This is a genomic window from Pseudomonas sp. LBUM1646, assembly GCF_059716165.1.
In genome coordinates, this window is record NZ_CP166810.1 from 5,204,538 (window position 1) to 5,229,373 (window position 24,836).

The window sequence follows — 24,836 nt, forward strand, 5'->3', positions numbered from 1 at the left end:
GTTTTTATAGGCATCTGGTAACAATTCAGTAAGACCGAGGCGTGGCCATCGCGGGCAAGCCTTGCGCCTACAGGTTTCATGCAACCCGTGGGAGCAAAGCTTGCTCGCGAAGCGGTCTTACGACATCCGCACACCTGGGGTCAGCGTGCCAGGCAAGGTCAGGCTCGGGGTTTCCAGCGACGCCACCGGGTACGCGCAGTAATCTGCCGCGTAGTAGGCGCTGGCGCGATGGTTGCCCGAGGCGCCGACACCGCCGAATGGCGCGCTGCTCGCAGCACCGGTCAACTGCTTGTTCCAGTTGACGATCCCGGCGCGGCTTTCCAGCCAGAACTGCTGATAACGCGCTTCGGAATCCGACAGCAGACCGGCGGCCAGGCCGTAGTCGGTGTCGTTGGCTTCAGCGATCGCCGCTTCAAAATCAGCGTAGCGGATCACTTGCAGCAACGGGCCGAACAGCTCTTCGTCAGGACGGTCGGCAACGGCGGTAACGTCCAGAATGCCAGGGGTCAGCAACGCCGCTTGGGCCTGAGGCTGAGTCATTTCCAGCAGCGTCACGGCGCCGTTGGCCTGCAGATGTTCCTGCGCATCCATCAACGCTTTCGCCGCGCCGAGGGAAATCACCGAGCCCATAAACGGCGCCGGGGTTTGATCGAACGCACCGACTTCAATCGTCGAGCTGACCGCCACCAGGCGCGCCAGCAACGTGTCGCCCCAGGCGCCTTGCGGCACCAGCAAGCGGCGGGCACAGGTGCAGCGCTGACCGGCAGAAATGAACGCCGACTGGATGATCGTGTAGACGGCGGCTTCAACATCAGCCACTTCGTCGACGACCAATGGGTTGTTACCGCCCATTTCCAGCGCCAGGATCTTGTCCGGACGACCGGCAAACTGTTGGTGCAGGTGATTGCCGGTGCGGCTCGAACCGGTGAAGAACAACCCGTCGATACCCGGATTCGCCGCCAGGGCGATCCCGGTTTCACGAGCGCCTTGCAGCAGGTTCAACACACCCGCCGGCAGGCCGGCTTCGATCCAGCACTTGACCGTCAACTCAGCGACTTTCGGCGTCAGTTCACTTGGCTTGAACAGCACGCTGTTACCGGCCAGCAGCGCCGGCACGATGTGACCGTTGGGCAAGTGACCCGGGAAGTTGTAAGGACCGAATACCGCGACCACGCCATGTGGCTTGTGACGCAACACGGCTGTGGCATCGCCCAACGGCCCGCTCTTCTCGCCGGTACGTTCACGGTAACTCTGCACCGAGATCGCAATCTTGTTGACCATGCTGGTGACTTCAGTCGCCGATTCCCACAGGGGTTTGCCGGTTTCCTCACCGATGCAGCGAGCCAATTCGTCAGCGTGGTTCTTCAGCGCGGCAGCAAAAGCTTCCAGAACCGTGATGCGCTCGTCCAGAGTCCGACGGGCCCAGCCCGGGAACGCCTGACGTGCGGCTTGCACGGCCGATTCAACCTGGGCGGTGGTGGCACCTTCGCCGGTCCACAAGACTTGTTGGGTCACCGGGTTCAGCGATTGAAAAGCTTCACCCTGGCCAGCCAGCCATTCACCTGCGATGTATAGCGAATTCATTATTTCGACTCCCGAGCAGCGGACAACGGAACGGCGCGCACTTGATCGCCGGCGTTGAGTTGAAGACGTTTGGCGGTCAGCGGATCGACCACCAGCGTACCGGCGGCGAAGCGTGCTGGCGCGGCAGTGATCCGGCAGTCTTCGCGCTTGCGGTTGTGAATCAGGAATGGCGTGGCGTCGTCACCCGGTGTGCCGATGGCCAGCACCAGCGCCTGGCTGTCGCGCACCGCGCGGATCTTGCCGGTTTCGCACTCCACCGCCGGGCCGGCGTCGAAGATGTCGACGTAACCCTGGTAGCTGAAACCTTCGCTCTTGAGCATGGACAGGGCCGGCTCGGTGTCCGGGTGAACCTGGCCGATCACGTTGCGTGCGTCTGGCGACAGGAAGCAGGTGTACAGCGGAAACTTCGGCATCAGTTCGGCGATGAACGCCTTGTTGCCCACGCCCGTCAGGTAATCCGCCTGGCTGAATTCCATTTTGAAGAAGTGCCGACCCAGGCTTTCCCAGAACGGCGAACGCCCGGCTTCATCGGACACGCCGCGCATTTCGGCAATGATCTTGTTGCCGAACAGCTGCGGGAATTCGGCAATAAACAGCATCCGCGCCTTGGCCAGCATGCGGCCGTTAAGGCCACTGCGGTAATCGGCGTGCAGGAACAGCGAGCACAACTCGGAGTTGCCGGTCAGGTCGTTGGCCAGGAACAGCGTCGGGATTTCGCGGTAGATGTTCAGCTCTTGCGAGGCACTGACCGTCAGGCCAACCCGGAAGTTGTACCAAGGCTCACGCATGCCGACCGCGCCAGCGATGGCGGAAATACCCACCACGCGGCCATTGTCATCTTCGAGCACGAACAGGTAATCCGCGTCGCCCCGCCCGGCTTCGCCACGGAAGGTTTTCTCGGCCCAGCCGACCCGGTGGGCCAGACGTTCTTCGTTGGCAGGCAAGGTAGTCAGGCCGGTGCCGGTGCTGCGGGCCAGGTCGATCAGAGCGGGTAAATCGCTGCTGCGTACGGGACGAACGATCATGCTATCTCCTCAAACGGGCCGCTTGCGCCACCCGCGAAACTCTTCGAAAGGCTTTAAACCGCGACCAGGCGCACGCTGGCACCTTCACCGACGCCCAGGGCTTCGGCCGCTTCCAGATCCAGGGTCACGGGTTTGCCCGGCGCGTAGTCGAGCTCGAGCAACACGGCGCGGTAATCCTGCAACTGGGCGTTGGCCACCAGGTACTGACGACCGGCGCCTTTGACCGGCTCGCCGATTTTTACCGGGACCACACGGCTCTGGGCGATCGAACGGATCCCCGAGACGCGGGCGTGCAAGGTCGGGCCGCCGTCGAAAATGTCGATGTAATGATCGGTCTCGAAGCCTTCGCGCATCAGGATGTCAAAGGTGATCTGCGCACGCGGGTGCACCTGGCCCATCGCTTCTTGAGCGGTGTCCGGCAGCAACGGCACGTAGATCGGGTAGTGCGGCATCAGTTCGGCGAGAAAGGTCCGGCTCTTCAGGCCACACAGACGCTCGGCAGCGGCGTAGTTGAGGTCGAAGAAGTTGCGACCGATGGCGTCCCAGAACGGCGAGTCACCATTTTCATCGCTGTAACCGACGATCTCGGTCACCACGGAATCGGCAAAGCGTTCCGGATGGCTCGCGACGAACAGCAGGCGACCACGGGAGTTGAGTTCTGCCCATGGCGAACCGACCAGTTCCGGCTTCACATAGAAACTGGTCAGCAAGCTGTTGCCGGTCAGGTCGTGGCACTGGGAGAGCACGTGGATCTTGTTATGAATCTTCAGCTCGCGGGAAGCGTGCACGAAGGTTTCATTGCGGAAGCTGTAGAACGGCTCGGAATAACCGGCCGAAGCAACGATCGCCGAGCAGCCCACCAGTTGGCCGGTGGCACTGTCTTCGAGGACGAAGAAATAGCTCTCTTCACCGTTGAAGCTGACTTCAGCGGAAAACGAGGCTTCGCTCGCGGCGATCTTGTCGCTCAGGCGTTCAACGTCATCCGGCAAGGAAGTGACACCAATCGGGCTGTCCGCAGCCAGACGCTGTACCTCGCCCAGATCAGCCATTTGCGCGGGGCGCATCACCAGCATGGTGTCACTCCTTTCTCTTACTCTTGTGGGGGAAATAAACCGAACCCTTGTAGGATCGAAGCTTGCTCGCGAAGGGGTGTCAGTCGACATCACGGTGACTGACACCCCTTCGCGAGCAAGCTTCGCTGCTACAGAAGAGCGGGTCCGGCATAAAAATTGGGTTCGACGCCTGAACAGTCAGGCGTCGAAGGGTCGATCAGGCTTGCGTCAGTTTCGCCGCAGCGCGCTCGAAACGATCCAGGCCGGCATCGATATCAGCGTCTTCAACCACCAGGCTTGGCGCGAAACGAATCACGTCCGGGCCGGCTTGCAGGATCATCAGGCCTTCACGCTCGGCGGCGTTGAAGATGTCCTTGGCCTTGCCTTTCCAGGCATCGCTCAGCACGCAACCGATCAACAGACCCAGGCCACGCACCTGAGTGAACAGGCCGTATTTCTCGCCGATCTGTTCCAGGCGAGCCTTGAACTTGTCGTGCTTGGCGTTGACGCCGGCCAGCACTTCAGGGGTGTTGATCACGTCGATCACGGCTTCAGCGACAGCGCACGCCAGCGGGTTGCCGCCGTAAGTGGTGCCGTGAGTGCCGACAACCAGGTGTTTGGCCAGGTCTTCGGTGGTCAGCATCGCCGCGATCGGGAAACCGCCGCCCAGGCTCTTGGCGCTGGTCAGGATGTCCGGAGTCACGCCGTAATGCTGGTAGGCGAACAGCTTGCCGCTGCGGCCCATGCCGGTTTGCACTTCGTCGAACACCAGCAGTGCGTTGTGCTCGGTGCACAGTTCGCGGGCGCCTTGCAGGTAAGCCAATTCGGCCGGCATTACGCCGCCCTCGCCCTGGATCGGTTCCAGCACCACGGCGCAGGTCTTGTCGGAAACGGCGGCTTTAAGAGCCGCCAGATCGTTGTAAGGAACGTGGGTGATGCCGGTGATTTTCGGACCGAAGCCGTCGGAGTATTTCGACTGGCCACCGACGTTCACGGTGAACAGGGTACGGCCGTGGAAGCTGTTCAGCGCGGCGATGATTTCGTACTTCTCGGTCCCGAAACGATCGAAAGCGACGCGACGGGCCAGCTTGAAAGCGGCCTCGTTGGCTTCGGCGCCGGAGTTGCAGAAGAACACGCGCTCGGCAAAAGTGGCGTCGATCAGCTTATGGGCCAGGCGCAGGGCCGGCTCATTGGTGAACACGTTGGACACGTGCCACAGCTTGTTCGCCTGCTCGGTCAAAGCACTGACCAGCGCCGGGTGCGCATGGCCCAATACGTTAACGGCAATCCCCCCGGCGAAGTCGATCAGCTCGCGGCCAGACTGGTCCCAAACGCGGGAACCGGCACCACGCACAGGGATGAATGCGGCAGGCGCGTAGTTGGGAACCATTACCTGGTCGAAATCGGCGCGTTGTACCGCAGCGTGCTCAACGGACATCGGAGTCTCCTGAAGAGGAACACCCGCCTGAAACTGGCGAGCGATGAGGGGATTGTAAGGACAGTTTTCAGCCCGGCCTTGCCGCCAAGCGACAACTTCTTATAGCGCAAACCCCGGTTTCAGCCGGGTTTACGGCAATGCGACATATACCGTCGCAAAGGCGCAGTTTAAACCGATGCGCAAGATTAGCGGCAGCGCGTGCGACATTAGATTTCAGGCCGTTGGTGGATGTGCGGTAACTATGTACCGCACCCACATTTTTATTTCGGGTCTCCTTGCATGCTCGACATGTTTAAGGACGAACCCGTGGATCCATTGATTGCCTCACAGATTGCGACGCCTGCGCCGATTTGGCCGCAACACTCCGACAGCCATTACGAGCACCTGGCAACCGCCCTGCCCCAATGGCTGATCAAGGCGTCGCCCCAAAGACGCGCCGCCCTGGGCAACGTCCGGCCACACCTGCGGGACGAGTTCCGCAACGCCTCGACAGGCCAACATAGCGTTCTAAAACGGTTGAATGCCGCGTACTGGACAGCGCAGAACCAGGTCGACCAACGCCTGGAGCACCTCAAAAGTGCTCGCACCTTTGGCGAGCCCTTGTTGCGTGAGGCCTTGAAAAAGCAGTACGGCCTGGATCTGGACGTAAACACCACGTTCTTGCGCCTGTACATTCCCGCATCCATCCCCTGGTTTGCGATCAAGTCAGGCGCCGCTCGCAGCTGGACGGTTTCGCTGCTCGACGCGGCCCTGCACAACTTCGAATTCTCGGAAACTGAAGAAGATGCCTATGAATCTGACTCAATCTTCATCACCCAGCCGACAGCCGCCGGTCAATTCGAAACCCTCGGACACATCAAGGACCACCTGACCATTGCAGCGTTTACCCGCTTGTGTCGTGAACTGGATATCGGCCAACAATACGAGGCCTGGCTCAAAGACAACCTCGGGGTGAACAATCCGCTTGTCGATGGGGCACTCCGACCGCAGATCAAGGACAGCCACCAAGCCGCCCTGCGAATGGCGCTGGAACTGGCGATCACCCAGAAGGACATCCTCAAAGACGATGCCTACCTGTCCATTCTCGGCCTGGTGAATGGCGTGCAAGGCATGCTGCTCGACGGCAAACCCTTGCTCTGTCATGACTTGACGATGATGGCCGCCCGACTGACCGGCATCCTGCTGTTTGCCCCGGACCTGGAACACAATCGCAGCGCGGTACGGGTAGTGGCTTACATTCCCGACGATCCCGAGCATCCGATCAAGGAGTACCCGTCCAGCGCCCACTTCATGGTGGATCTCAGTCAAAAACTGCGTTCGAACAACTATCAACACTTCTTCAGCCAATTCGTCGCCCATCAGGATCGCGGCTATTTCTTCAGCAACCTCAACAACCGGCTGACACAAACCACCTGGCACCCGCACACCGCCGGCGACCCGCTACCCTCGTGGCGCGAAACAGTCGCCCCGCACAGCAACCTGCAGTTCGCCACCCGGGTGATCACCTCCGATCTGTGGCAGCACCTGCACGACAGCAAACTCAACAAAATCCTCAACGACGCCCGTACCTTGGCCGTCTCCACCGCCAGCGCCGACCGAAAGGCTCGCTGGGAATTGTGGGACTCGTTCAGCAACATCGCCTCCACGCTTGTGCAGATCGCCTCGTTCGTGGTGCTGCCGTTTGTGCCCTTCCTCGGGGAAATGATGATGGCTTACATGGTCTATCAACTGCTCGACGAAACCTTCGAAGGTATTGTCGATTGGGCCGAAGGGCTCACTCGGCAAGCCTTCGAACACACCATGGGTGTGCTCGAATCACTGGTCCAGCTGGGTGCTTTCGCAGCAGGTGGCAGCATCGTCGCCGGGGAGTTTCGCAAGGTACTGCCAACAGAATGGGTCGATTTTATTGATCGCTTTACCCCCGTGAAGACAGGCAGCGGTCAAACCCGTTACTGGAACGGCGACCTGACACCCTATGAACAAAACATCACCCTGGCGCCCGACGACAAGCCCAACGACCTGGGCCTGCACTCCCACGGGCAGAAAAACATCCTGCCACTGGAGAACAAACACTACGCCGTTACCCATGACCCAGAGATCAATCAATTTCAAATTGAACATCCGACGCGCACCGACGCTTACAAACCGCTGCTGGAACACAACAGCAACGGCGCCTGGCACACCGAGCTCGAAAAACCACTGACCTGGGACGGTGACACGGTCTTGCAACGCTTGGGGCATCTGACCGATTCGCTCTCCAGCCGCGAACTCGAGCAAGTACTGAAGATCAGCGGCCATCATGAAAACGCCTTACGCCGGATGCATGTCGACAACGCTTCTGTACCGCCTCTCGTTGCCGACACCCTCAAACGCTTCAAGATCGACAAGGACATCCAGACTTTTATCGAACGAATCGGCAGTGAGCATTCACAGATTTGGCAGACGGCGGATCGGCCGACCCAACTGCAACTGCTCACCGAACACTTCCCGTGGCCGGAAAACAATGCGCTGCGACTGATCGACAGCGAAGGCAACATGACGTGGCAAAGCGCAAACGGCCTGACCCACGGCGTACGCGTTTATGACATCCCGGCCAGCAGCACCGACGTGCTGAAAACAGCGCTGCAAGGCCTGAGTCAGGAGGAAATAAAAGTACTGTTCGATGAAGCGTTCGGCACGCCGGCGCTGGCCATCGACGTACGCGCCAATCGCCTGAGATCAAGCCTTGCGCAGATCGCACGAACTCAACGCAGCTCATTGTTTGACTCACGTTACCAAGCGCTGGAACGTGAAGCAGACCCGCAGACCCTGCGCCTGATGGACAGCGTTTCAGGCTTGCCAAGCAGTGTCGCCGAAGAACTGCTGAACACGGCCAGCGGCAGCGAACTGCAACGGCTGGAACAAGGCGCGATCGCCCCAAGACTCCAAGAACTGGCGCGCTGGGCTCAACACCATGTACGCGCCGCCCGCGCCCGTGAAGGCCTGGTGCTGTCGTCGCAGAACAACCCGGATACCGACCGACTCGCTCTGCATTCGCTGCCGCGCGTGCCTGGCTGGTCGGGCAAGGTTCGCATTGACGTCAACCGTTTTTCATTCAACGGAGAAACCGTCGACAGGATTGGCAAACCCGACGCATCCGAGCACAAAGTGCTGGTCCAGCTCGTCGATGGGGATTACCAGGCCTACGACGAACTCGGCGAGGAACTGTCCGGAACTGAAGACCTCTACGATGCACTGCTGCGCGCATTGCCCGACAGTGAACGCCACGGGATGAACCTACAGACCGGGCAAGGCTTGGCGCTGAAACAGTTGATCAGCGAACACACTCTGGGCCACGAGGAACTGCAAAAAGTTCTCTCGCTTCACCCGCTTCGCAAACCTCACTACGATCCGAACGTCATGCGCCTGCCCGGCGGGACGGATTATCCTCGCCACCACCACGGCGCCCCGTCATTGCAAGACCGGGTCCGGAACCTCTATCCCACCTTCACCCCCGAAGAGGTGGAACGGTTTACCCTGGCATTGCAACGTCATCCTTCGGGCGCGCGTATCGAGCTCTCAAGGCTGAACAACGAATACGCCCAACTGGCCAACAGCCTGCGGATCTGGTGTGCCGCCACTCCGCCCTATCACCCCGAAACCGGCGCCAGGCTCAGCCCTCGCCAACTCACCGCCTCCAGACGCAACCGGGCACTGCTCGCCGATGAACTGCAACGCTGCTGGCGGCGCCAGACCGCGCTGAATGACGGCGATCTGGATGCCGGCGAGCGCGGCTACATGTTCAGGTTCACCCGGCCGATCACTGGCGAGCTGCCGATTATTCAAGCGGACTTCAGCCACATTGCCTACCTGACCCTCGAAGGCAACGAGGCGACACGCGGCACCCATGAGTTCCTGCGCCACTTCACCGGTGTGCGTCGCATGGAAGTGCGCAATATTCCCCTGTCCACACTGCCCGACGTTCTGCCCTCATTATCGAATCTTGATCAACTGATCCTGAGTAATTGTGGGATCAGGCTGACCGCCGAAGCCCAGGTAACGCTTTCGTCCTTGAGTCAGATGCGTACGCTGGAGTTGTACAAAAATCCTCTGGGGCAGGTATTCAGTATCGAGACCATGAACCAGCTGGACTACATCGACCTGGGCGAGACCGGTATCTCCAGCCTTCCCCCGGGCCTGCTGAGTCGCCCACAGCTGAAAACAGCTATCTTCGCCGACAACCAACTGTCGGAGCTTCCAGCCGAACTGTTCGAGATGCCGCCGAGCCAAGGCAAGGGTTTCGATTTCGGTAATAACCCCTTGTCCGTCAGCACACAAAATCGCGTGAAAGCTTACTTCCAGCAGACCCGTGAAGACCTGGGCGTCTATGCCATACAGTCCGATATCGAGCGGGTTGTCGCCCTTTACCCGCGCCTGGATCGCGAACAGGCCAGCGGATTTGTGTACAACCTGCCCGGGACACTGGAGGCCGGGCGAGCCGAACTCACACGACTGGAGACAGAGTACGCAACACTGAGCACCGCCCTCGCGGCGTGGACTGGCAACATTCCCCCCGTGCATCCGCTCAGCGGCGAGCCCTTCAGCGCGCAGCAACTGCTGGTCGAGCACAACACTCGGGACGAATTTAAACGGATCGTTGAACAGGGCTGGCGCCGTGAAACCGAGCTGGATGACTTTAACGAAACCCTTGAGCCTTCTTATGAGCTCGGTCTGTCATTGATAGTCACTGGCGAGCTGCCCACCCTAAGCGCTGACTTCAGTCACGTGTCCCACCTGTACCTGCACAGTTACGGCGAACTGACATCGGTTTCCGATGGATTCCTGAAGTGCTTCCCCAAACTCAAGGGGCTGACCATTCGCCACTACCGCCTGGGCAATATCCCGCAGTCGGTATTCAGCATGGGTGAACTGGTGGCATTGGTGCTGCCTAACTGCCGCATCAGCCTGACTGCCGACACGGTGGCGGCGCTGGCCGGCATGGAACACATGGACTTTCTGGACCTGAGTGATAACCCGCTACTGCTGACACCTGATGTCAGTCAGATGCCGGACCTGTCCACGCTCATCCTCAGTAGCACGCACATTACCGAGCTACCGCCGGGGCTGCTGAACTTGAAAGCGCTGGATATCGCCAGCCTGAACAATAATGCGATTCGCGAACTACCCAGCGACATCCTCGAACTGCCCATGGAAATCGGCGAGAGCATCACCCTGCGTGGCAATCCGTTTTCTGAGCGAAGCCTGCAACTGTTGCACGCTTACTTCAGGCAAAACGGCACCGATTTTGGCGTTGAGGCAATTATTAACACCGCTGAGATGGAGGTCTCCGACTCAGACGAGTCAGAGACAGAGCAGTAACCGCACATCAACCGCGCTCTGAAGGCACCGACGACAATTCGAACGGGCTGCTGCTGCGCCGCTGGTTGCGATCTTCCCGCGGCGTGGCGCCGAAGAAATTGCGGTAGGCACTGGAGAAATGCGGCCCCGACGAGAAGCCACACGACAGGCCGATCTGGATGATCGACTTGCTGGTTTGCATCAACATCTGCCGGGCCTTGTTCAGGCGCAGTTCCAGGTAGTACTGGCTCGGCACACGGTTGAGGTATTGCTTGAAGATCCGCTCCAACTGCCGACGGGACACGCACACGTGCTGGGCGATTTCGTCGGTGGTCAGCGGCTCTTCGATGTTGGCTTCCATCAGCAGCACCGCTTGGGTGAGCTTTGGATGGCTGGAGCCGAGGCGGTTTTGCAGGGGGATGCGCTGGCGTTCGCCGCCTTCGCGGATGCGCTCGACTACCAGTTCTTCCGACACCGCGCCTGCCAGTTCGGCGCCGTGGTCACGGGCCAGTACCGCCAGCAGCAGGTCGAGCACCGACAGTCCGCCGCACGCGGTCAGGCGATCACGATCCCAGTCGAACAGATGGCTGGTGGCGATGACTTTCGGGAAACGTTCGGCGAAATCGTCCTGCCAGCGCCAATGCACGGCAGCGCGATAACCGTCGAGCAAACCGAGTTGCGCCAACGGGTAAACACCGGCGGACAAACCGCCGATCACACAACCGGCACGCACCAGTTGTTTAAGCGAACTGCTGAGGGCCGGCGCCAGAGTGGTCGGTGGCTCATCGGCGAGCAAAAACAGTTTCTGGAAATTTTCGAGCTTGCCGGCCCACGGTTCACCGGGCAATTGCCAGGCGCCTTCGGTCGGCGGTTCGGCCTGCAAGAATGACAGTTCGTAGACAACGTCCGGATGCACACGCTGAGCAACACGCAAGGCCTCCTCAGCCAGCGCAAGCGTCAGAGCTTTAGTGCTGGGCCAAATCAGGAAACCAATTCGATGGGCAGTCATGGCGGGCAATCCGAAACTAAAACAGTGTTAAAGGCCGAAGGCGGCTGCAACCAAATTAGACCATCTGGCGCGCGGTGCGCAGCATGACCTAATTTGGTGCGTAACGGGAGCGATTACTTCAGGCTACCCGAGAGGAATTGCTGCAAACGTTCGGACTGTGGATTGACCAGGACCTCACGCGGGTTGCCGCTCTCTTCGACGATACCTTTGTGCAGGAACACCAGTTGGTTCGACACTTCGCGGGCGAAGCCCATTTCGTGGGTGACCACCACCATGGTCCGGCCTTCCAGCGCCAGGGCCTGCATGACTTTCAGCACGTCGCCGACCAGTTCCGGGTCGAGGGCCGAGGTGGGTTCGTCGAACAGCATTACCTCAGGTTCCATCGCCAGCGCACGGGCAATCGCCACACGCTGTTGTTCGCCGCCGGACATGTGGCCCGGGTAAGCGTCTTTACGATGGGCCACGCCGACCTTGTTCAGGTAGTGCTCAGCCTTTTCACGGGCTTCAGCCTTGGTCATGCCGAGCACGTGGACCGGCGCTTCCATGATGTTTTCCATCGCGGTCATGTGCGACCACAGGTTGAAATGCTGGAACACCATCGACAGGCGCGAACGCATGCGCTGCAGCTGTTTCGGGTCGGCGGCCTTCAGCGCGCCGTCCTTGTTCGAAACCAGTTTCAGCTCTTCGTTGTTGAGCAGGATCTTGCCCGCGTGCGGCTGCTCAAGCAGGTTGATGCAGCGCAGGAAGGTACTTTTGCCGGAGCCACTGGAGCCGATGATGCTGATCACATCGCCAGCCGCCGCTTTCAGGGACACGCCCTTGAGCACTTCGTGACTGCCATAGCGTTTATGCAGGTCTTGGACTTCAAGTTTGTACATGCGGTCGGTTCTCACAAAAACAGTCAGTCAGTCGTTGAGCAAGCGCCCGTGACGCAGCGCTTCGCGCCCCGCCACCTTGGCCAGCCAGAAACCGGGTTGGGCATAACGTAGCCGTTCAATGGCAAACAGCACCCCGGACGTACCAGCACACACCGTGCTGACCCGATCCGCCAACGGATCGATCACTTCGAAAATCTCATCGCCGGCTTCAATCCATTCACCGGGTTTACGCAGGAAACTCACCACACCGGGGTGCGGCGCGAACAGCAATTCGGTGCCTTCGAACGGCACGCCTTCACAGGCCTCTTGCGCAGGTTTCGGCCATTCGCCGCTGATCAAACCTTGCTCGGCGAGGAACGCCAGAATGCCTTCGGCGTGGGATTCAGCTTGCGGGCGCCCGGTGTCGGCCTGACCGCCCAGCTCGATCGTCGTCGCCAGGCACGCCAGTGGAATCTGCGCCTCCGGAAACAGGCGCGACAGGCGCAGCCACGACAACGAGCAGGCTTCGTCAAACGAGCTGCCGCCGGAATCTTCCGCCAGCAGACCCACTTTCACGTCCAGGTGCGCAGCCAGCGAACGCCATTGCGGCCAGTGTTGCGGCAAGGCGTACATGTGCAGCGCGGCTTCGGCATCGCAATGCAAATCCAGCACCACGTCGGCGGTGCAGGCGTGGTTGAGCAAGATGCGCTGCATGCCTTGCAACTGGCTCGCGGGGGGAGGCAATGCGGCCAGGGCATCGCTCATGGCTTGGCGGATCAAGCGGATATTGGCGTGAGGATCATCCCCCAGATGCCCGTCCACTGCGGCGGCCACTGGCGCGCTGAGCTCGACGAAATCCCGGTTGAAATTCTTGCCGCTGCCCGCCTCGAAACGCCCTTGATGGTTGCCTTGCAGCAGTTGACCGAGGCCCAGCGGATTCGCCACCGGCACCAGTTCAATCACGCCGTTGAGCAAGCCTTGGGCTTCGAGTTCGGTCAGGCGCTTTTTCAGCTCCCAAGCGGTGCGCATCCCCGGCAATTCATCGGCATGCAGGCTGGCCTGAATATAGGCCTTGCGCTCGCCAGTGCCGAAGCGGAACACCGAAATCTGGCGTTCGCTGCCCAAGTGGCTCCACGGCAATGAGTGATCGATGCGTTCCATATCAGTGCTTCCGCGGGGCCATGTAGCCCAGCCAGCGGCGCTCGGCCAGTTTGAACAGCTTCACCAGAATGAAGGTCAGGCACAGGTAAAACACACCCGCCGTGATGTAGGCCTCGAACGGCAAGTAGAACTGGGCGTTGACCGTACGCGCGGCGCCGGTGATGTCGATCAGGGTCACGATGGACGCCAGACTGGTGGTCTGCAGCATCATGATCACTTCGTTGCTGTACTGCGGCAGCGCCCGACGCAGGGCCGACGGCAGCAGGATGCGCTTGTACATCTTGTAGCGGGACATGCCCATGGCCTTGGCCGCTTCGATCTCGCCGTTCGGCGTCGCACGCAGGCTGCCGGCGATGATTTCGGCGGTGTAGGCGCTGGTGTTGATCGCGAAGGCCAGGCACGCACAGAACGTGGCGCTGGACAGCCACGGCCACATGAAGCTTTCCCGCACCGCTTCGAATTGCGCCAGCCCGTAGTAGATCAAGAACAGCTGCACCAGCATCGGCGTGCCGCGGATCACATAGGTGAACAGCCAGGCACTCATGTTGACGACCGAGTTCTTGGAAACGCGCATCAGCCCCAGCGGCAAGGCCGCCAGCAGACCGAAAAACAGCGACAGCGCGAGCAATTTGAGGGTGGTCACCAGGCCGCCGAAGTACAGCGGCAGGGCCTCCCAAATGACGTTGTAGTCGAAGATCATAGATCAGCCGCCCTTACGCCTACCGAGTAGCGCTTCTCAAGGTGACGCAATGCCAGCAACGAGACACTGGTGATCACCAGGTACATCGCCGCCACTGCGAGGAAGAAGGTGAAAGGTTCGCGGGTGGCATCGGCCGCCTGCTTGGCCTTGAACATCATGTCTTGCAGACCCACCACCGAAATCAGCGCGGTGGCCTTGGTCAATACCAGCCAGTTGTTGGTGAAACCCGGAATCGCCAGGCGAATCATCTGCGGCACCAATACCCGGAAGAACACCTGGAAACTGCTCATGCCGTAAGCCATGCCGGCTTCGGCCTGACCTTTAGGGATCGCCATGAAGGCGCCACGGAAGGTTTCCGACAGGTACGCACCGAAGATGAAGCCCAGGGTGCCGATACCGGCGGCCAATGGGTTCAGGTCGATGTAGTCGTCGAAGCCGAGCATCGGTGCGACGCGGTTGAGCAGGTCCTGACCACCGTAGAAAATCAGCAGGATCAGCACCAGGTCGGGAATCCCGCGAATCACCGTGGAATACAGGTCGCCCAGCCAGGCCAGCCAGCGGATCGGGGACAGACGCAGCGAAACGCCGATCAGGCCCAGAACAATGGCCAGGACCATGGACGACAAGGCGAGCTGAAGCGTCAGCCATGCGCCATCGAGGATGACAGCCCCGTAGCCTTTCAACATGATTCAGGTCCTCGAAAGTTGGGATGAAAAAATGGCGCAAACCTCAGAGATCCTGTTGCTTGCGCCATTTCGGACTTGTCGCTCGGACGTATTACTTGCCGTAGATATCGAAGGCGAAGTACTTGTCCTGGATTTGCTTGTACTTGCCGTTCTCGCGAATGGCAGTGATCGCGGTGTTGATCTTGTCTTTCAGCGCGTCACCCTTGCGAACCGCGATACCTACACCGTCGCCGAAGTATTTGACGTCGGTGAAGGCCGGGCCAACGAAGGCAAAACCTTTGCCGGCGTCGGTTTTCAGGAAACCGTCATCCAGCAGCGTAGCGTCTGCCACGGTGCCGTCGAGGCGGCCAGCGGCCACGTCGAGGTAGATTTCGTTCTGCGAACCGTAAGGCTTGATCTCGGCACCCAACGGGGCCAGGACTTCGCGGGCGAAACGCTCGTGGATCGAACCACGCTGTACGCCGATGTTCTTGCCCTTCAACTCGGTCAGGCCTTCGCTGACTTGAGTGCCGGCCTTCATGACCAGGCGCGCCGGGGTGTTGTAGTACTTGTTGGTAAAGTCCACAGACTTCTTGCGGTCTTCAGTGATCGACATGGACGACAGGATCGCGTCGATCTTGCGCACTTTGAGTGCCGGGATCAGACCGTCGAACTCTTGCTCGACCCAGACGCACTTGACCTGCATCTGTTCGCACAGGGCGTTGCCGATGTCGTAGTCGAAACCAACGATGCTGCCGTCCGGTGCTTTGGAGGCGAACGGAGGGTACGCCGCTTCGATACCGATCTTCAGAGGCTTTTCATCGGCGAAGGTCGGCAGGGACAGCACGGACAGTGCCAGGGCGCCAAGCAGCACAAGTTTCTTCATCTTGGGACTCCATCGGTAAAGGGCAAAAACGGCAGAGTGAGCGACAGCCCAATATGCGAATGGGTTAAACGGAAAAGCAGTGCTGCGTCCTGGGAAACCCGCGCTGATTTCAACGCGAGCAACGACGAGCGAGTGATCGGCATTCTAACGACAGGCCGGAAGCCGATATTTCTTCAATGCGACAACTAATTACAGATGCACTGAGAAAGCCGCTTAGGCACGTTGACAGCCTTGCAAATTCATGCAAGAGCAAAAGATTGTGAACCGATCTATGCTGCAAATTGCGGGCCTATTATTGGCAAACCCTTCTAATCCGGCAAGCGCAGCGTGGTGTCTTATTTTTCATGGGCGGTTTAGAGGCCCGGGAATGGGGCTTTGCGTTTCCCAATGCCCCGGATTGGTGGGGACGGTTACACATTCAGTTACTTTCCTGAAAGCGGGTAACAGTGGGAAATGGCCTACAAGTGATGCCGATAATTATTCGGCTCACCCGTTGATCGTTCCCACGCTCTGCGTGGGAATGCCGCCATGGACGCTCCGCGTCCGCCGTTGACGCTGTGACGCAGAGCGTCACGGGATGCATTCCCACGCGGAGCGTGGGAACGATCGGCGCGGAGCGTGGGAACGAGCGGGCATGAAAAAGCCCCGCCAGGCGCCACAGCTGGCAGGGCTTCATATTCGGCTCACCCGTTGATCGTTCCCACGCTCTGCGTGGGAATGCCGCCATGGACGCTCCGCGTCCGCCGTTGACGCTGTGACGCAGAGCGTCACGGGATGCATTCCCACGCGGAGCGTGGGGACGATCGGCGCGGAGCGTGGGGACGAGCGGGTACGAAAAAGCCCCGCCAGGCACAACACCTGGCAGGGCTTCATATTCGGCTCACCCGTTGATCGTTCCTATGCTCGGCGTGGGAATGCCGCCATGGACGCTCCGCGTCCGCCGTTGACGCTGTGACGCAGAGCGTCACGGGATGCATTCCCACGCGGAGCGTGGGAACGATCGGCGCGGAGCGTGGGGACGAGCGGGCATGAAAAAGCCCCGCCAGGCACAACACCTGGCAGGGCTTCATATTCGGCTCACCCGTTGATCGTTCCCACGCTCTGCGTGGGAATGCCGCCATGGACGCTCCGCGTCCGCCGTTGACGCTGTGACGCAGAGCGTCACGGGATGCATTCCCACGCGGAGCGTGGGAACGATCGGCGCGGAGCGTGGGGACGAGCGGGTACGAAAAAGCCCCGCCAGGCGCCACACCTGGCAGGGCTTCATATTCGGCTCACCCGTTGATCGTTCCCACGCTCTGCGTGGGAATGCCGCCATGGACGCTCCGCGTCCGCCGTTGACGCTGTGACGCAGAGCGTCACGGGATGCATTCCCACGCGGAGCGTGGGAACGATCGGCGCGGAGCGTGGGGACGATCGGCACGGAGCGTGGGAACGAGCGGGCATGAAAAAGCCCCGCCAGGCGCAACACCTGGCAGGGCTTCAATGTCGCTGAACGCTGCTTACGCGACGTTCATTGTCTTATGCGTATCAATCAAATGCTGCACCACACCCGGATCCGCCAGGGTGGAGATATCCCCCAACCCATCGTATTCGGCGGTCGCAATCTTGCGCAGGATCCGGCGCATGATCTTGCCCGAACGGGTTTTCGGCAGCCCCGGCGCCCACTGGATGACATCCGGCGAAGCAATCGGCCCGATCTCTTTACGCACCCAGTTTTTCAGCTCCAGACGCAATTGCTCGCTCGGCTCTTCACCATTTTTAAGGGTGACATACACATAAATGCCCTGCCCCTTGATGTCGTGCGGCACACCGACCACCGCCGCTTCGGCGACTTTCGGGTGGGCAACCATCGCACTTTCAATCTCAGCCGTACCCATGCGGTGGCCGGAAACGTTAAGCACGTCATCCACACGACCGGTGATCCAGTAGTAACCGTCTTCGTCACGTCGCGCGCCGTCACCGGTGAAGTACATGCCACGGAAGGTCTTGAAGTAGGTGTCGACGAAACGGTCATGGTCGCCATACAGCGTGCGCGCCTGGCCTGGCCACGAATCGAGAATCACCAGGTTGCCCTCGGCAACGCCTTCGATGATGTTGCCCAGGTTGTCCACCAACGCCGGCACCACACCGAAGAACGGACGCGCCGCAGAACCTGGCTTGAGGGCGTGAGCGCCCGGCAGCGGGCTCATCATGTTGCCGCCGGTTTCGGTCTGCCACCAGGTATCGACGATCGGGCAACGGGACTTGCCCACATTCTTGTAATACCAGTCCCACGCTTCCGGGTTGATCGGCTCTCCCACAGAACCGAGCAGGCGCAAACTGCTGCCATCGGCACCCTCAACAGCGGCTTGGCCCGACGCCATCATTGCGCGGATCGCGGTCGGTGCGGTGTAGAGGATGTTGACCTTGTGCTTGTCGATGATCTTCGCCACCCGGGTGATATCCGGATAGTTCGGCACGCCTTCGAACAGCAGCGTGGTCGCGCCGTTAGCCAATGGACCGTAGACGATATAGCTGTGGCCGGTGACCCAGCCGACGTCGGCGGTGCACCAGTAGACTTCACCCGGACGGTAATCGAACACGCGCTCATGGGTCATTGCCGCATACAGCAAGTAACCGCCGGTGGTGTGCTGCACGCCCTTCGGCTTGCCGGTGGAGCCGGAGGTATAAAGGATGAACAGCGCTTCTTCAGCGCCCATCTCTTTCGGCGCGCAAACACTGCCCGCCACTTTCATCAGGTCTTCGTACCAGATGTCGCGATGCTGGTTCCACTTGATGTCGCCACCGGTGCGCTTGCACACGATAACTTTCTGGATGCTGCTGGTCTCAGGGTTGGTCAGCGCGTCATCGACGTTGGTCTTGAGCGGGACCTTCTTGCCGGCACGAACACCTTCGTCGGCCGTGATCACCACTTTGGATTTGCAGTCGATGATGCGGCCAGCCAGGGCTTCCGGCGAGAAGCCACCGAACACCACCGAGTGAATCGCGCCGATCCGGGTGCAGGCCAGCATGGCGACCACGGCTTCGGGGATCATCGGCATATAGATAGTCACCACGTCACCGCGATGCACATCCTGGCCGCGCAAGGCGTTGGCGAACTTGCAGACTTGCTCGTGCAGCTCGCGGTAGGTGATGTTGCGGCTCTCGGCAGGGTCATCCCCTTCCCAGATAATCGCGATTTGATCGCCGCGCTCGGCCAGATGACGGTCGAGGCAGTTGTAGGAAACGTTCAGGGTGCCGTCGGCGAACCACTTGATGTCGACATGGTGATCGTCGAAGGAGGTCTGTTTCACCGTGGTGAAAGGCTTGATCCAGTCGAGGCGCTTGGCCTGTTCGCGCCAGAAGCCGTCCGGATTGACGACCGACTGCTGGTACATGGCCTTATAGGTGGCCTCGTCAGTCAGCGTATTGGCTGCTACCTCGGGACGAACGGGATACAAAGAAGCCGCACTCATCTTTCTTACCTCGGTGGAATAGTTGTTTTTGTATGGCTCTGTTGTAGCCGGGCCGGGCCTATAGAACCATTCGACGATGGTAGTAACAAGCCCCTACAAAATGTCGTGGTTCCTCCCTCCGAGCGCTCAAACCCAAGCCATCCGCGACTTCCCATCCCTCGCAGCGGCCTGCGAACATTTGCTTTTCGCGCGATTGTTACGGGAATCGCGAAAGGTGTTTATCAAAACCATGGGTATATGAATGCAGACCCCACGCCTAAAATCAGCCTCGCCAACAAGGCACCCCTGATTAACCAAGTTGCAGCCCCCACGAAGGCAGTTAATCAAAAAACCAAGTACTGAAGTTCCACACGCAATCCCAAAAAGATTGCGTGACCCCTCACGACTTTAGAAAGGTAAAACTGAAATGAAAGCTTTATTAGTTCTGGCCCTCAGCAGCCTGTGCGCAACCGCCATGGCAGACGAGGTCCCGACTGATGTCGCACAGCAACAACCCGTGGTCGAGGAATACACTTACTCCACCCACCTGGACATCGCCAACGTGGTGTCCATGAGCGAAGTCCCGAACGTGTGCGAAGTGGTTCCGATGAAAATGGAATACGACGACTCCAAAGGTCAGCGCCACATCCTGCGTTATAGCGTCATGGGTAACGGCTGCTCTAACGGCTGATCTTCCCGCCCCCCCCTTAACGGTTCGACCCACCCGCCCGCTCTTTAAGGCAGATGAAGCGCCGAACCGAATACATCTACAAATACGATTGTTTAGTGCGATTATTTGCGCTTTTTAATCAAAATAGCTGGCGTAGTATCCATTCCACACCCAAGGCACACAACGCCAACGAACCTGGAGCCACTCACATGAAAACCAAACTGATCCTCGCCCTGACCCTCTCCGTACTGGCCGGTAGCGCCTTCGCTGCTGATGGTTTTGACCGCACCGGCTCCGCTGTTGCCGCTGACGGTTACGATCGCACCGGTTCCGCCGCTGTTGCTGCTGATGGCTACGATCGCACCGGTTCCGCCACCGTTGCTGAAGACGGCTACGACAAGACCGGTTCGGCAACCTTCGCTGCTGACGGTTTTGAACGCACCAACTCGGCGACTTTCAGCTGACATTTGGCTGAATCATCACTGCCCGACTTCGGTCGGGCTCAGTTGTGTCTGGAGCCATCGAAAAGCGCTTCAAAACACAACATGTAGTGAAAAACCGGTTTTCTGGCTGTTTTTTGAGCAAAAAAACCAACGCGCTAAATTTAATGAAAAAAAATCTGCCCCCGCGATACCCAGCCAAAGCCCTGTAAACCCTCGCTCCGACCAAAAAACCTCCCCCGCCGTCCGTTCTCAGTGCCATTTCGTCGCACCACAGCCCTGTTTTTTTCCCTATAATGCGGCGTTAAACGGGCCTGCAATATTCCCTTACAGGGATAAGACTGCCAGTCTGAAGCCCCACGCAGAAGCGATTCATTCCTCTGCGCCCATCAGTGGCTTCGGAACCCGGACAAAATTCTGTTTGATGCCTGCGTATAGCTGCCGCAAAAAACGATTCCTTTAGATCCAACGCGGTCAGTACGACCGTGTGAAAAACCATCACACGGGCAATCTGGCCCTCACGCAGGAGACGACACGTCATGCTGAGCTGGGACGAATTCGACAAAGAAGACACGGGCGAAGTAGCCGTAAAAGGCGCCAACGCTGGCCACGCGACTGAAGCCAACATGGACCGCCTCGACACCGCCGGTGGCGTTGCCGCCCAAGAAGCGCGTGCCGTGACCGCATCCGACTCCGCCGCCATCGCCCGTGCCAAGGCTGCCCTGGACAACCTCGACGTTGCCGAAGGCCTGGCCGAACTCGAAGGCGCCTCCGCCCGTGTTGCCGTCGACGAAAAGCGCATGATCAACTGCCGCGCCGACCTCAACCAACTCGTACCCTTCAAGTACGACTGGGCCTGGCAGAAATACCTGGACGGTTGCGCAAACCACTGGATGCCGCAAGAAGTCAACATGACCGCCGACATCGCCCTCTGGAGAGACCCGGAAGGCCTGACCGACGACGAACGCCGCATCGTCATGCGCAACCTCGGCTTCTTCTCCACCGCCGACTCCCTGGTTGCCAACAACCTGGTCCTGGCCGTGTACCGCCTGATCACCAACCCGGAATGCCGCCAATACATCCTGCGCCAGGCTTTCGAAGAAGCGATCCACACCCACGCCTACCAGTACTGCATCGAATCGCTGGCCATGGATGAAGGCGAAATCTTCAACATGTACCACGAGATCCCATCGGTCGCGAAAAAAGCCACCTGGGGCCTCAAATACACCCGCTCGATCTCCGATCCGAAGTTCGAAACCGGCACCGTCGAAACCGACAAAGAACTGCTGCGCAACCTGATCGCCTACTACTGCGTCCTGGAAGGCATCTTCTTCTACTGCGGCTTCACCCAAATCCTCTCCATGGGCCGACGCAACAAAATGACCGGCGTCGCCGAGCAGTTCCAATACATCCTGCGCGACGAATCCATGCACCTGAACTTCGGCATCGACGTGATCAACCAGATCAAAATCGAAAACCCACATTTGTGGGATGCTGAAATGAAGGAAGAGGCCTCGCAGATGATTCTGCAGGGGACTCAGCTGGAGATTGAATACGCTCGCGATACCATGCCTCGTGGGGTGTTGGGGATGAATGCGGCGATGATGGAGGACTACCTGAAGTTCATCGCTAACCGTCGTTTGTCGCAGATCGGTTTGAAAGAAGAGTATCCAGGGACGACTAACCCGTTCCCTTGGATGAGCGAGATTATGGACTTGAAGAAAGAGAAGAATTTCTTTGAGACTCGGGTTATTGAGTATCAGACTGGTGGGGCGCTTAGCTGGGATTAACTCCTGAGGCTAATCGATAACCTGAAAGCCCCGATCTAATCGGGGCTTTTTATTGCCTAGAAGAAACCCTTGCTCGTCCCTACATCACTTCGCTAAAACTCCTACAGCACTTCCAGCACTTTCCCGATTGATGCCAAGTCAATGCACCTCTAAGCTCAATCCAGGTGCCTAAGAAACGCCCAACGTAGAAGCTGACTTACTCACACAGAACCGCGTGTTGAAGACATATACGCGAGCTTGTGTGGAAGAGACTGCCTGTTGGGATTTCTTACATCCTCTATGTTGGGTTCTGGCTCTATCCAATTCATTCGTAGAGGTAATGGATATGCCCACACAACACCCCATCCGCTCTCCCGCTTCTTTGGAGATCGGCCATGTCTGAACCCTTCATACCCACCGTCTTCATCCGCCAAAACCTAGACCTTCACGCCCTCCTCCTGGAAAACCAGCCATGGTTCTGCGCCCGCGATCTGGGTCGCTTAATGGGCTTTCATCTGAATGATCGAGTGGTCAGCAAACTGGATGAGGATCAGCGCCATACGCTGCTGATTGACTACCACGGTCAACCAGAGAAGCGGCTAATGCTCAGCGAGTCCGGCGTCTATGCATTGCTGGTCTATCACTACGCGCCGGGGAATCGGTTGCTGCGTGAGTGGCTGACACATCAGGTGGTGCCGGCCTTGCGCGACGCTAGGCAATCGAAGAATTCTGATCGGCCGATGTTGAGCTTGTTGGATTGGCCAGAGATGTCGTTGAGCCTTTTGCATTGGCAGGATGAAGGCTGGATTCGGCTGCGGGACATGCCTTATCTATTGCTCAATCGCACGCGGCGGCGGGTACCAGTGGTTAAGCCTTGGTGGCGGAAGGTTTTGGAGGTGTTTCAGTCTTCGAAGCAATCGGTGGGTTAGTGCGGCGGTGTCTTTGTAGGATCGCTTGAGCGACACGTCGGTCTGTTCTGTAGGAATTTTCGTAGACAGCCGTAATGGCCACTCAGTATCGTCCGAGGGTTTTCAACCCTCGGCGATTGTATGGATACGGAAAAGAGCAACAGCGATTGGACTGACGTGGAGATTCAGGCTGCGGTCGATGCCTATCTCAGCATGTTGTCCCGCGAGCAGAGCGGTCAGAAAGTCGTTAAGACTGAGGAAAATCGCATCCTGCGCGAGGGAGCCTTAGCCGGTCGGACTAAAGGATCGGTTGAGTTTCGGATGCAGAATATCTCTACGGTGCTGGTCGAACTGGATCGTGCTCGCATTGAGGGCTACAAACCGGCCAAGAATGTCGGCGCGAATGTTGCGCGCAGCATTCGTAGAGCGCTCAGCGCTTCAAGCATTTTGACACCCGAAGATTTTGCTCCGACTGCGGACGAGGCAACACTGGAGCAACGAGCTGCCAAACTCGAACGACGACCGATTCTCGATGTGCCGAAAGGGATTAAAAAACCCATACAGATTCAGTCCAGCGGAAAGTCCTACGTTCGCGATCCGGAATTGAGGGCTTGGGTACGTCAACAGGCCGAAGGCAAATGCGAAGGCTGTCGCAACCCTGCTCCGTTTGAAAAGGATGGTCGACCGTTTCTTGAGGTGCATCACGTGAAGCACTTGGCGCAAGACGGTACGGATCTTTGGACGAATGTTGTGGCGCTATGCCCCAACTGTCACCAGCGTTGCCACCACTCAAGTGATAAAGATGCGTTCACGGAGTCGCTGTATCAGACGATAGGAAGGTTGGAGCGCGAGTAATAAATTTGCACCGCCTCCCGCTATTAATACCCTCCCCCACTCAAGGACCCGAGCCCACCATGAAATTCGACCTCGCCTACTGCCTCAGCCTCGACGACAAGCTGTCGATCTATGACGTGCGGGATTTGAATTTCGACGAGACGATGGAGTTCGATTCCGCCAAGGAACACTTCCAATGTCCCAATGACGCCTGCAGGGCGGCCTTCAATGCGACGAATGTGTTGACGACGTTCAACGCCAAGAATGTGAATTACGTTCGCACCCCGCACTTCAAGAACACGCCCAGCACGCGGCATGTGGCGGATTGTCCTTATGTCAGTCTGAAGACGCCGGCGTCGGGGCTTGAGGCGGAGGGTGCGGAAACGGATGACGGTCGCGAGGAGCATTTTCCGTCGGAGTTGTTACTGGCTCGGCGTGAGTATGTGCGCAAGCTGTCGTCTCCCGCGGTGGCGGCGGATGTATTAAGGGATGACGTAAAACCCATTACAGCGGACAGCCACACGGAACACCCAACCCGTGAGTCGGCGCCGGACAAGACCAGTGTCTTCGCCCATCCGGTGGAGTGTTTTGTGTCGAACTTCGAGGACAGGGAGTTGCTCAAGCGCATGCCGCTGAAGATTGGCGAGCATACGGCGCCTTATGGGTCGTTCTTCAAGAAGATTGAATACCTGACGGACAACAAGGGGCTGATTTACTGGGGCAAGATCAAGGAGATCAAGGATTACACCCAGAGTTTTCGCATAGATTTCGAGCAGAAGGTCTGGTTCAAGCAGGCGGATGAGACGAAGAAGAAGCCTTATTCGGTGAATGTTTATTTGAGCAAGAAGCTGATCGACAACTACCGCAAGCGCAAGGCGTTTCTGGAAGAGATCAAGCACGCCATCGAAAGTGGGAAGGAATTGTTCTGTTTCTTCTATGGCGTGACGCCGGAGTTGAAGCAGGTGCCGAGCAAGAAAAACCCCGAACAGACGTTCGGGGTGTTCAGTGCGAATATCGAGAACCTGGATCACTTTATTGTTCGTGAAGCGCCGGGGTTGGAGTAG

18 protein-coding genes are annotated in these 24,836 nt (G+C 58.8%); 7 read left to right on the top strand and 11 right to left on the bottom strand.

Translation table 11 applies throughout. From position 1 onward, the window contains the following. Nucleotides 1-117: 117 nt before the first annotated feature. The 4 genes from astD to ACA071_RS23725 all read right to left on the bottom strand — a co-directional run bounded on the left by astD (nt 118) and on the right by ACA071_RS23725 (nt 5,099). Nucleotides 118-1,587: a succinylglutamate-semialdehyde dehydrogenase gene (astD, locus tag ACA071_RS23710; RefSeq protein ID WP_497645376.1), complete on the bottom strand. Its 1,470-nt coding sequence runs from the start codon at nt 1,585-1,587 to the stop codon at nt 118-120. After that, nucleotides 1,584-2,609 (bottom strand): arginine N-succinyltransferase, encoded by a 1,026-nt coding sequence (gene astA, locus ACA071_RS23715; RefSeq protein WP_133837982.1) that lies wholly within the window; start codon nt 2,607-2,609, stop codon nt 1,584-1,586. The genes astD and astA overlap by 4 nt, the downstream gene beginning before the upstream one ends. Before the next feature lie 53 nt (nt 2,610-2,662). Beyond that, the gene (gene aruF / locus ACA071_RS23720) at nt 2,663-3,682 is read right to left on the bottom strand and encodes an arginine/ornithine succinyltransferase subunit alpha (RefSeq protein WP_497641364.1); all 1,020 of its coding nucleotides are present in this window, start codon (nt 3,680-3,682) and stop codon (nt 2,663-2,665) included. Between the two features lie 196 nt (nt 3,683-3,878). Continuing rightward, a complete protein-coding gene (locus ACA071_RS23725; protein WP_497641365.1) occupies nt 3,879-5,099 on the bottom strand; it encodes an aspartate aminotransferase family protein in 1,221 nt (406 codons plus the stop codon). A gap of 279 nt (nt 5,100-5,378) precedes the next feature. On the opposite strand from ACA071_RS23725, the gene ACA071_RS23730 reads away from it, so the two are divergent. Then, nucleotides 5,379-10,457 carry a dermonecrotic toxin domain-containing protein gene (locus ACA071_RS23730; protein WP_497641366.1) on the top strand — a complete coding sequence of 1,693 codons (5,079 nt, stop codon included), beginning with the start codon at nt 5,379-5,381 and terminating at the stop codon, nt 10,455-10,457. A gap of 7 nt (nt 10,458-10,464) precedes the next feature. On the opposite strand, the gene ACA071_RS23735 is transcribed toward ACA071_RS23730, so the two are convergent. From ACA071_RS23735 to acs, 7 genes are all read right to left on the bottom strand, one after another. Continuing rightward, nucleotides 10,465-11,445: a GlxA family transcriptional regulator gene (locus tag ACA071_RS23735; RefSeq protein WP_010457247.1), complete on the bottom strand. Its 981-nt coding sequence runs from the start codon at nt 11,443-11,445 to the stop codon at nt 10,465-10,467. A gap of 113 nt (nt 11,446-11,558) precedes the next feature. Further along, nucleotides 11,559-12,323: an ABC transporter ATP-binding protein gene (locus tag ACA071_RS23740; RefSeq protein WP_497641367.1), complete on the bottom strand. Its 765-nt coding sequence runs from the start codon at nt 12,321-12,323 to the stop codon at nt 11,559-11,561. A gap of 27 nt (nt 12,324-12,350) precedes the next feature. After that, nucleotides 12,351-13,463 (bottom strand): M14 family metallopeptidase, encoded by a 1,113-nt coding sequence (locus ACA071_RS23745; RefSeq protein WP_497641368.1) that lies wholly within the window; start codon nt 13,461-13,463, stop codon nt 12,351-12,353. Nucleotide 13,464: 1 nt separating this feature from the next. Beyond that, nucleotides 13,465-14,163, bottom strand: coding sequence for an ABC transporter permease (locus tag ACA071_RS23750; protein ID WP_123407314.1), 699 nt, complete (start codon nt 14,161-14,163; stop codon nt 13,465-13,467). Beyond that, nucleotides 14,160-14,849, bottom strand: coding sequence for an ABC transporter permease (locus ACA071_RS23755; protein ID WP_123407311.1), 690 nt, complete (start codon nt 14,847-14,849; stop codon nt 14,160-14,162). The genes ACA071_RS23750 and ACA071_RS23755 overlap by 4 nt, the downstream gene beginning before the upstream one ends. Nucleotides 14,850-14,940: 91 nt before the next feature. Further along, nucleotides 14,941-15,714 (bottom strand): ABC transporter substrate-binding protein, encoded by a 774-nt coding sequence (locus tag ACA071_RS23760; RefSeq protein ID WP_162438695.1) that lies wholly within the window; start codon nt 15,712-15,714, stop codon nt 14,941-14,943. A gap of 1,502 nt (nt 15,715-17,216) precedes the next feature. Then, a complete protein-coding gene (gene acs / locus ACA071_RS23765) occupies nt 17,217-19,172 on the bottom strand; it encodes an acetate--CoA ligase (protein ID WP_497641369.1) in 1,956 nt (651 codons plus the stop codon). Between the two features lie 406 nt (nt 19,173-19,578). Here acs and ACA071_RS23770 point away from each other — a divergent pair, with 406 nt between their 5' ends. The 6 genes from ACA071_RS23770 to ACA071_RS23795 all read left to right on the top strand — a co-directional run bounded on the left by ACA071_RS23770 (nt 19,579) and on the right by ACA071_RS23795 (nt 24,836). Beyond that, the gene (locus tag ACA071_RS23770) at nt 19,579-19,842 is read left to right on the top strand and encodes a DUF2790 domain-containing protein (RefSeq protein WP_497641370.1); all 264 of its coding nucleotides are present in this window, start codon (nt 19,579-19,581) and stop codon (nt 19,840-19,842) included. Nucleotides 19,843-20,030: 188 nt separating this feature from the next. Beyond that, nucleotides 20,031-20,285 carry a hypothetical protein gene (locus ACA071_RS23775; protein WP_169373514.1) on the top strand — a complete coding sequence of 85 codons (255 nt, stop codon included), beginning with the start codon at nt 20,031-20,033 and terminating at the stop codon, nt 20,283-20,285. A 515-nt stretch (nt 20,286-20,800) separates the two neighbouring features. Continuing rightward, nucleotides 20,801-22,051, top strand: a complete 1,251-nt coding sequence (locus ACA071_RS23780; protein WP_169373513.1) for a ribonucleotide-diphosphate reductase subunit beta — start codon at nt 20,801-20,803, stop codon at nt 22,049-22,051. Between the two features lie 374 nt (nt 22,052-22,425). After that, complete coding sequence (locus ACA071_RS23785) at nt 22,426-22,959, top strand: BRO-N domain-containing protein (RefSeq protein ID WP_497641371.1); 534 nt, start codon at nt 22,426-22,428, stop codon at nt 22,957-22,959. A 120-nt stretch (nt 22,960-23,079) separates the two neighbouring features. After that, nucleotides 23,080-23,793: an HNH endonuclease gene (locus ACA071_RS23790; RefSeq protein ID WP_497641372.1), complete on the top strand. Its 714-nt coding sequence runs from the start codon at nt 23,080-23,082 to the stop codon at nt 23,791-23,793. A 59-nt stretch (nt 23,794-23,852) separates the two neighbouring features. After that, a complete protein-coding gene (locus ACA071_RS23795; protein ID WP_497641373.1) occupies nt 23,853-24,836 on the top strand; it encodes a hypothetical protein in 984 nt (327 codons plus the stop codon).

Bases quoted from the DNA above. Each gene is read 5' to 3' on its own strand.
- astA (WP_133837982.1), bottom strand. From the start codon at position 2,609: ATGATCGTTCGTCCCGTACGCAGCAGCGATTTACCCGCTCTGATCGAC.
- aruF (WP_497641364.1), bottom strand. From the start codon at position 3,682: ATGCTGGTGATGCGCCCCGCGCAAATGGCTGATCTGGGCGAGGTACAG.
- ACA071_RS23725 (WP_497641365.1), bottom strand. From the start codon at position 5,099: ATGTCCGTTGAGCACGCTGCGGTACAACGCGCCGATTTCGACCAGGTA.
- ACA071_RS23730 (WP_497641366.1), top strand. From the start codon at position 5,379: ATGCTCGACATGTTTAAGGACGAACCCGTGGATCCATTGATTGCCTCA.
- ACA071_RS23735 (WP_010457247.1), bottom strand. From the start codon at position 11,445: ATGACTGCCCATCGAATTGGTTTCCTGATTTGGCCCAGCACTAAAGCT.
- ACA071_RS23740 (WP_497641367.1), bottom strand. From the start codon at position 12,323: ATGTACAAACTTGAAGTCCAAGACCTGCATAAACGCTATGGCAGTCAC.
- ACA071_RS23745 (WP_497641368.1), bottom strand. From the start codon at position 13,463: ATGGAACGCATCGATCACTCATTGCCGTGGAGCCACTTGGGCAGCGAA.
- ACA071_RS23750 (WP_123407314.1), bottom strand. From the start codon at position 14,163: ATGATCTTCGACTACAACGTCATTTGGGAGGCCCTGCCGCTGTACTTC.
- ACA071_RS23755 (WP_123407311.1), bottom strand. From the start codon at position 14,849: ATGTTGAAAGGCTACGGGGCTGTCATCCTCGATGGCGCATGGCTGACG.
- ACA071_RS23760 (WP_162438695.1), bottom strand. From the start codon at position 15,714: ATGAAGAAACTTGTGCTGCTTGGCGCCCTGGCACTGTCCGTGCTGTCC.
- acs (WP_497641369.1), bottom strand. From the start codon at position 19,172: ATGAGTGCGGCTTCTTTGTATCCCGTTCGTCCCGAGGTAGCAGCCAAT.
- ACA071_RS23770 (WP_497641370.1), top strand. From the start codon at position 19,579: ATGAAAGCTTTATTAGTTCTGGCCCTCAGCAGCCTGTGCGCAACCGCC.
- ACA071_RS23775 (WP_169373514.1), top strand. From the start codon at position 20,031: ATGAAAACCAAACTGATCCTCGCCCTGACCCTCTCCGTACTGGCCGGT.
- ACA071_RS23780 (WP_169373513.1), top strand. From the start codon at position 20,801: ATGCTGAGCTGGGACGAATTCGACAAAGAAGACACGGGCGAAGTAGCC.
- ACA071_RS23785 (WP_497641371.1), top strand. From the start codon at position 22,426: ATGTCTGAACCCTTCATACCCACCGTCTTCATCCGCCAAAACCTAGAC.
- ACA071_RS23790 (WP_497641372.1), top strand. From the start codon at position 23,080: ATGGATACGGAAAAGAGCAACAGCGATTGGACTGACGTGGAGATTCAG.
- ACA071_RS23795 (WP_497641373.1), top strand. From the start codon at position 23,853: ATGAAATTCGACCTCGCCTACTGCCTCAGCCTCGACGACAAGCTGTCG.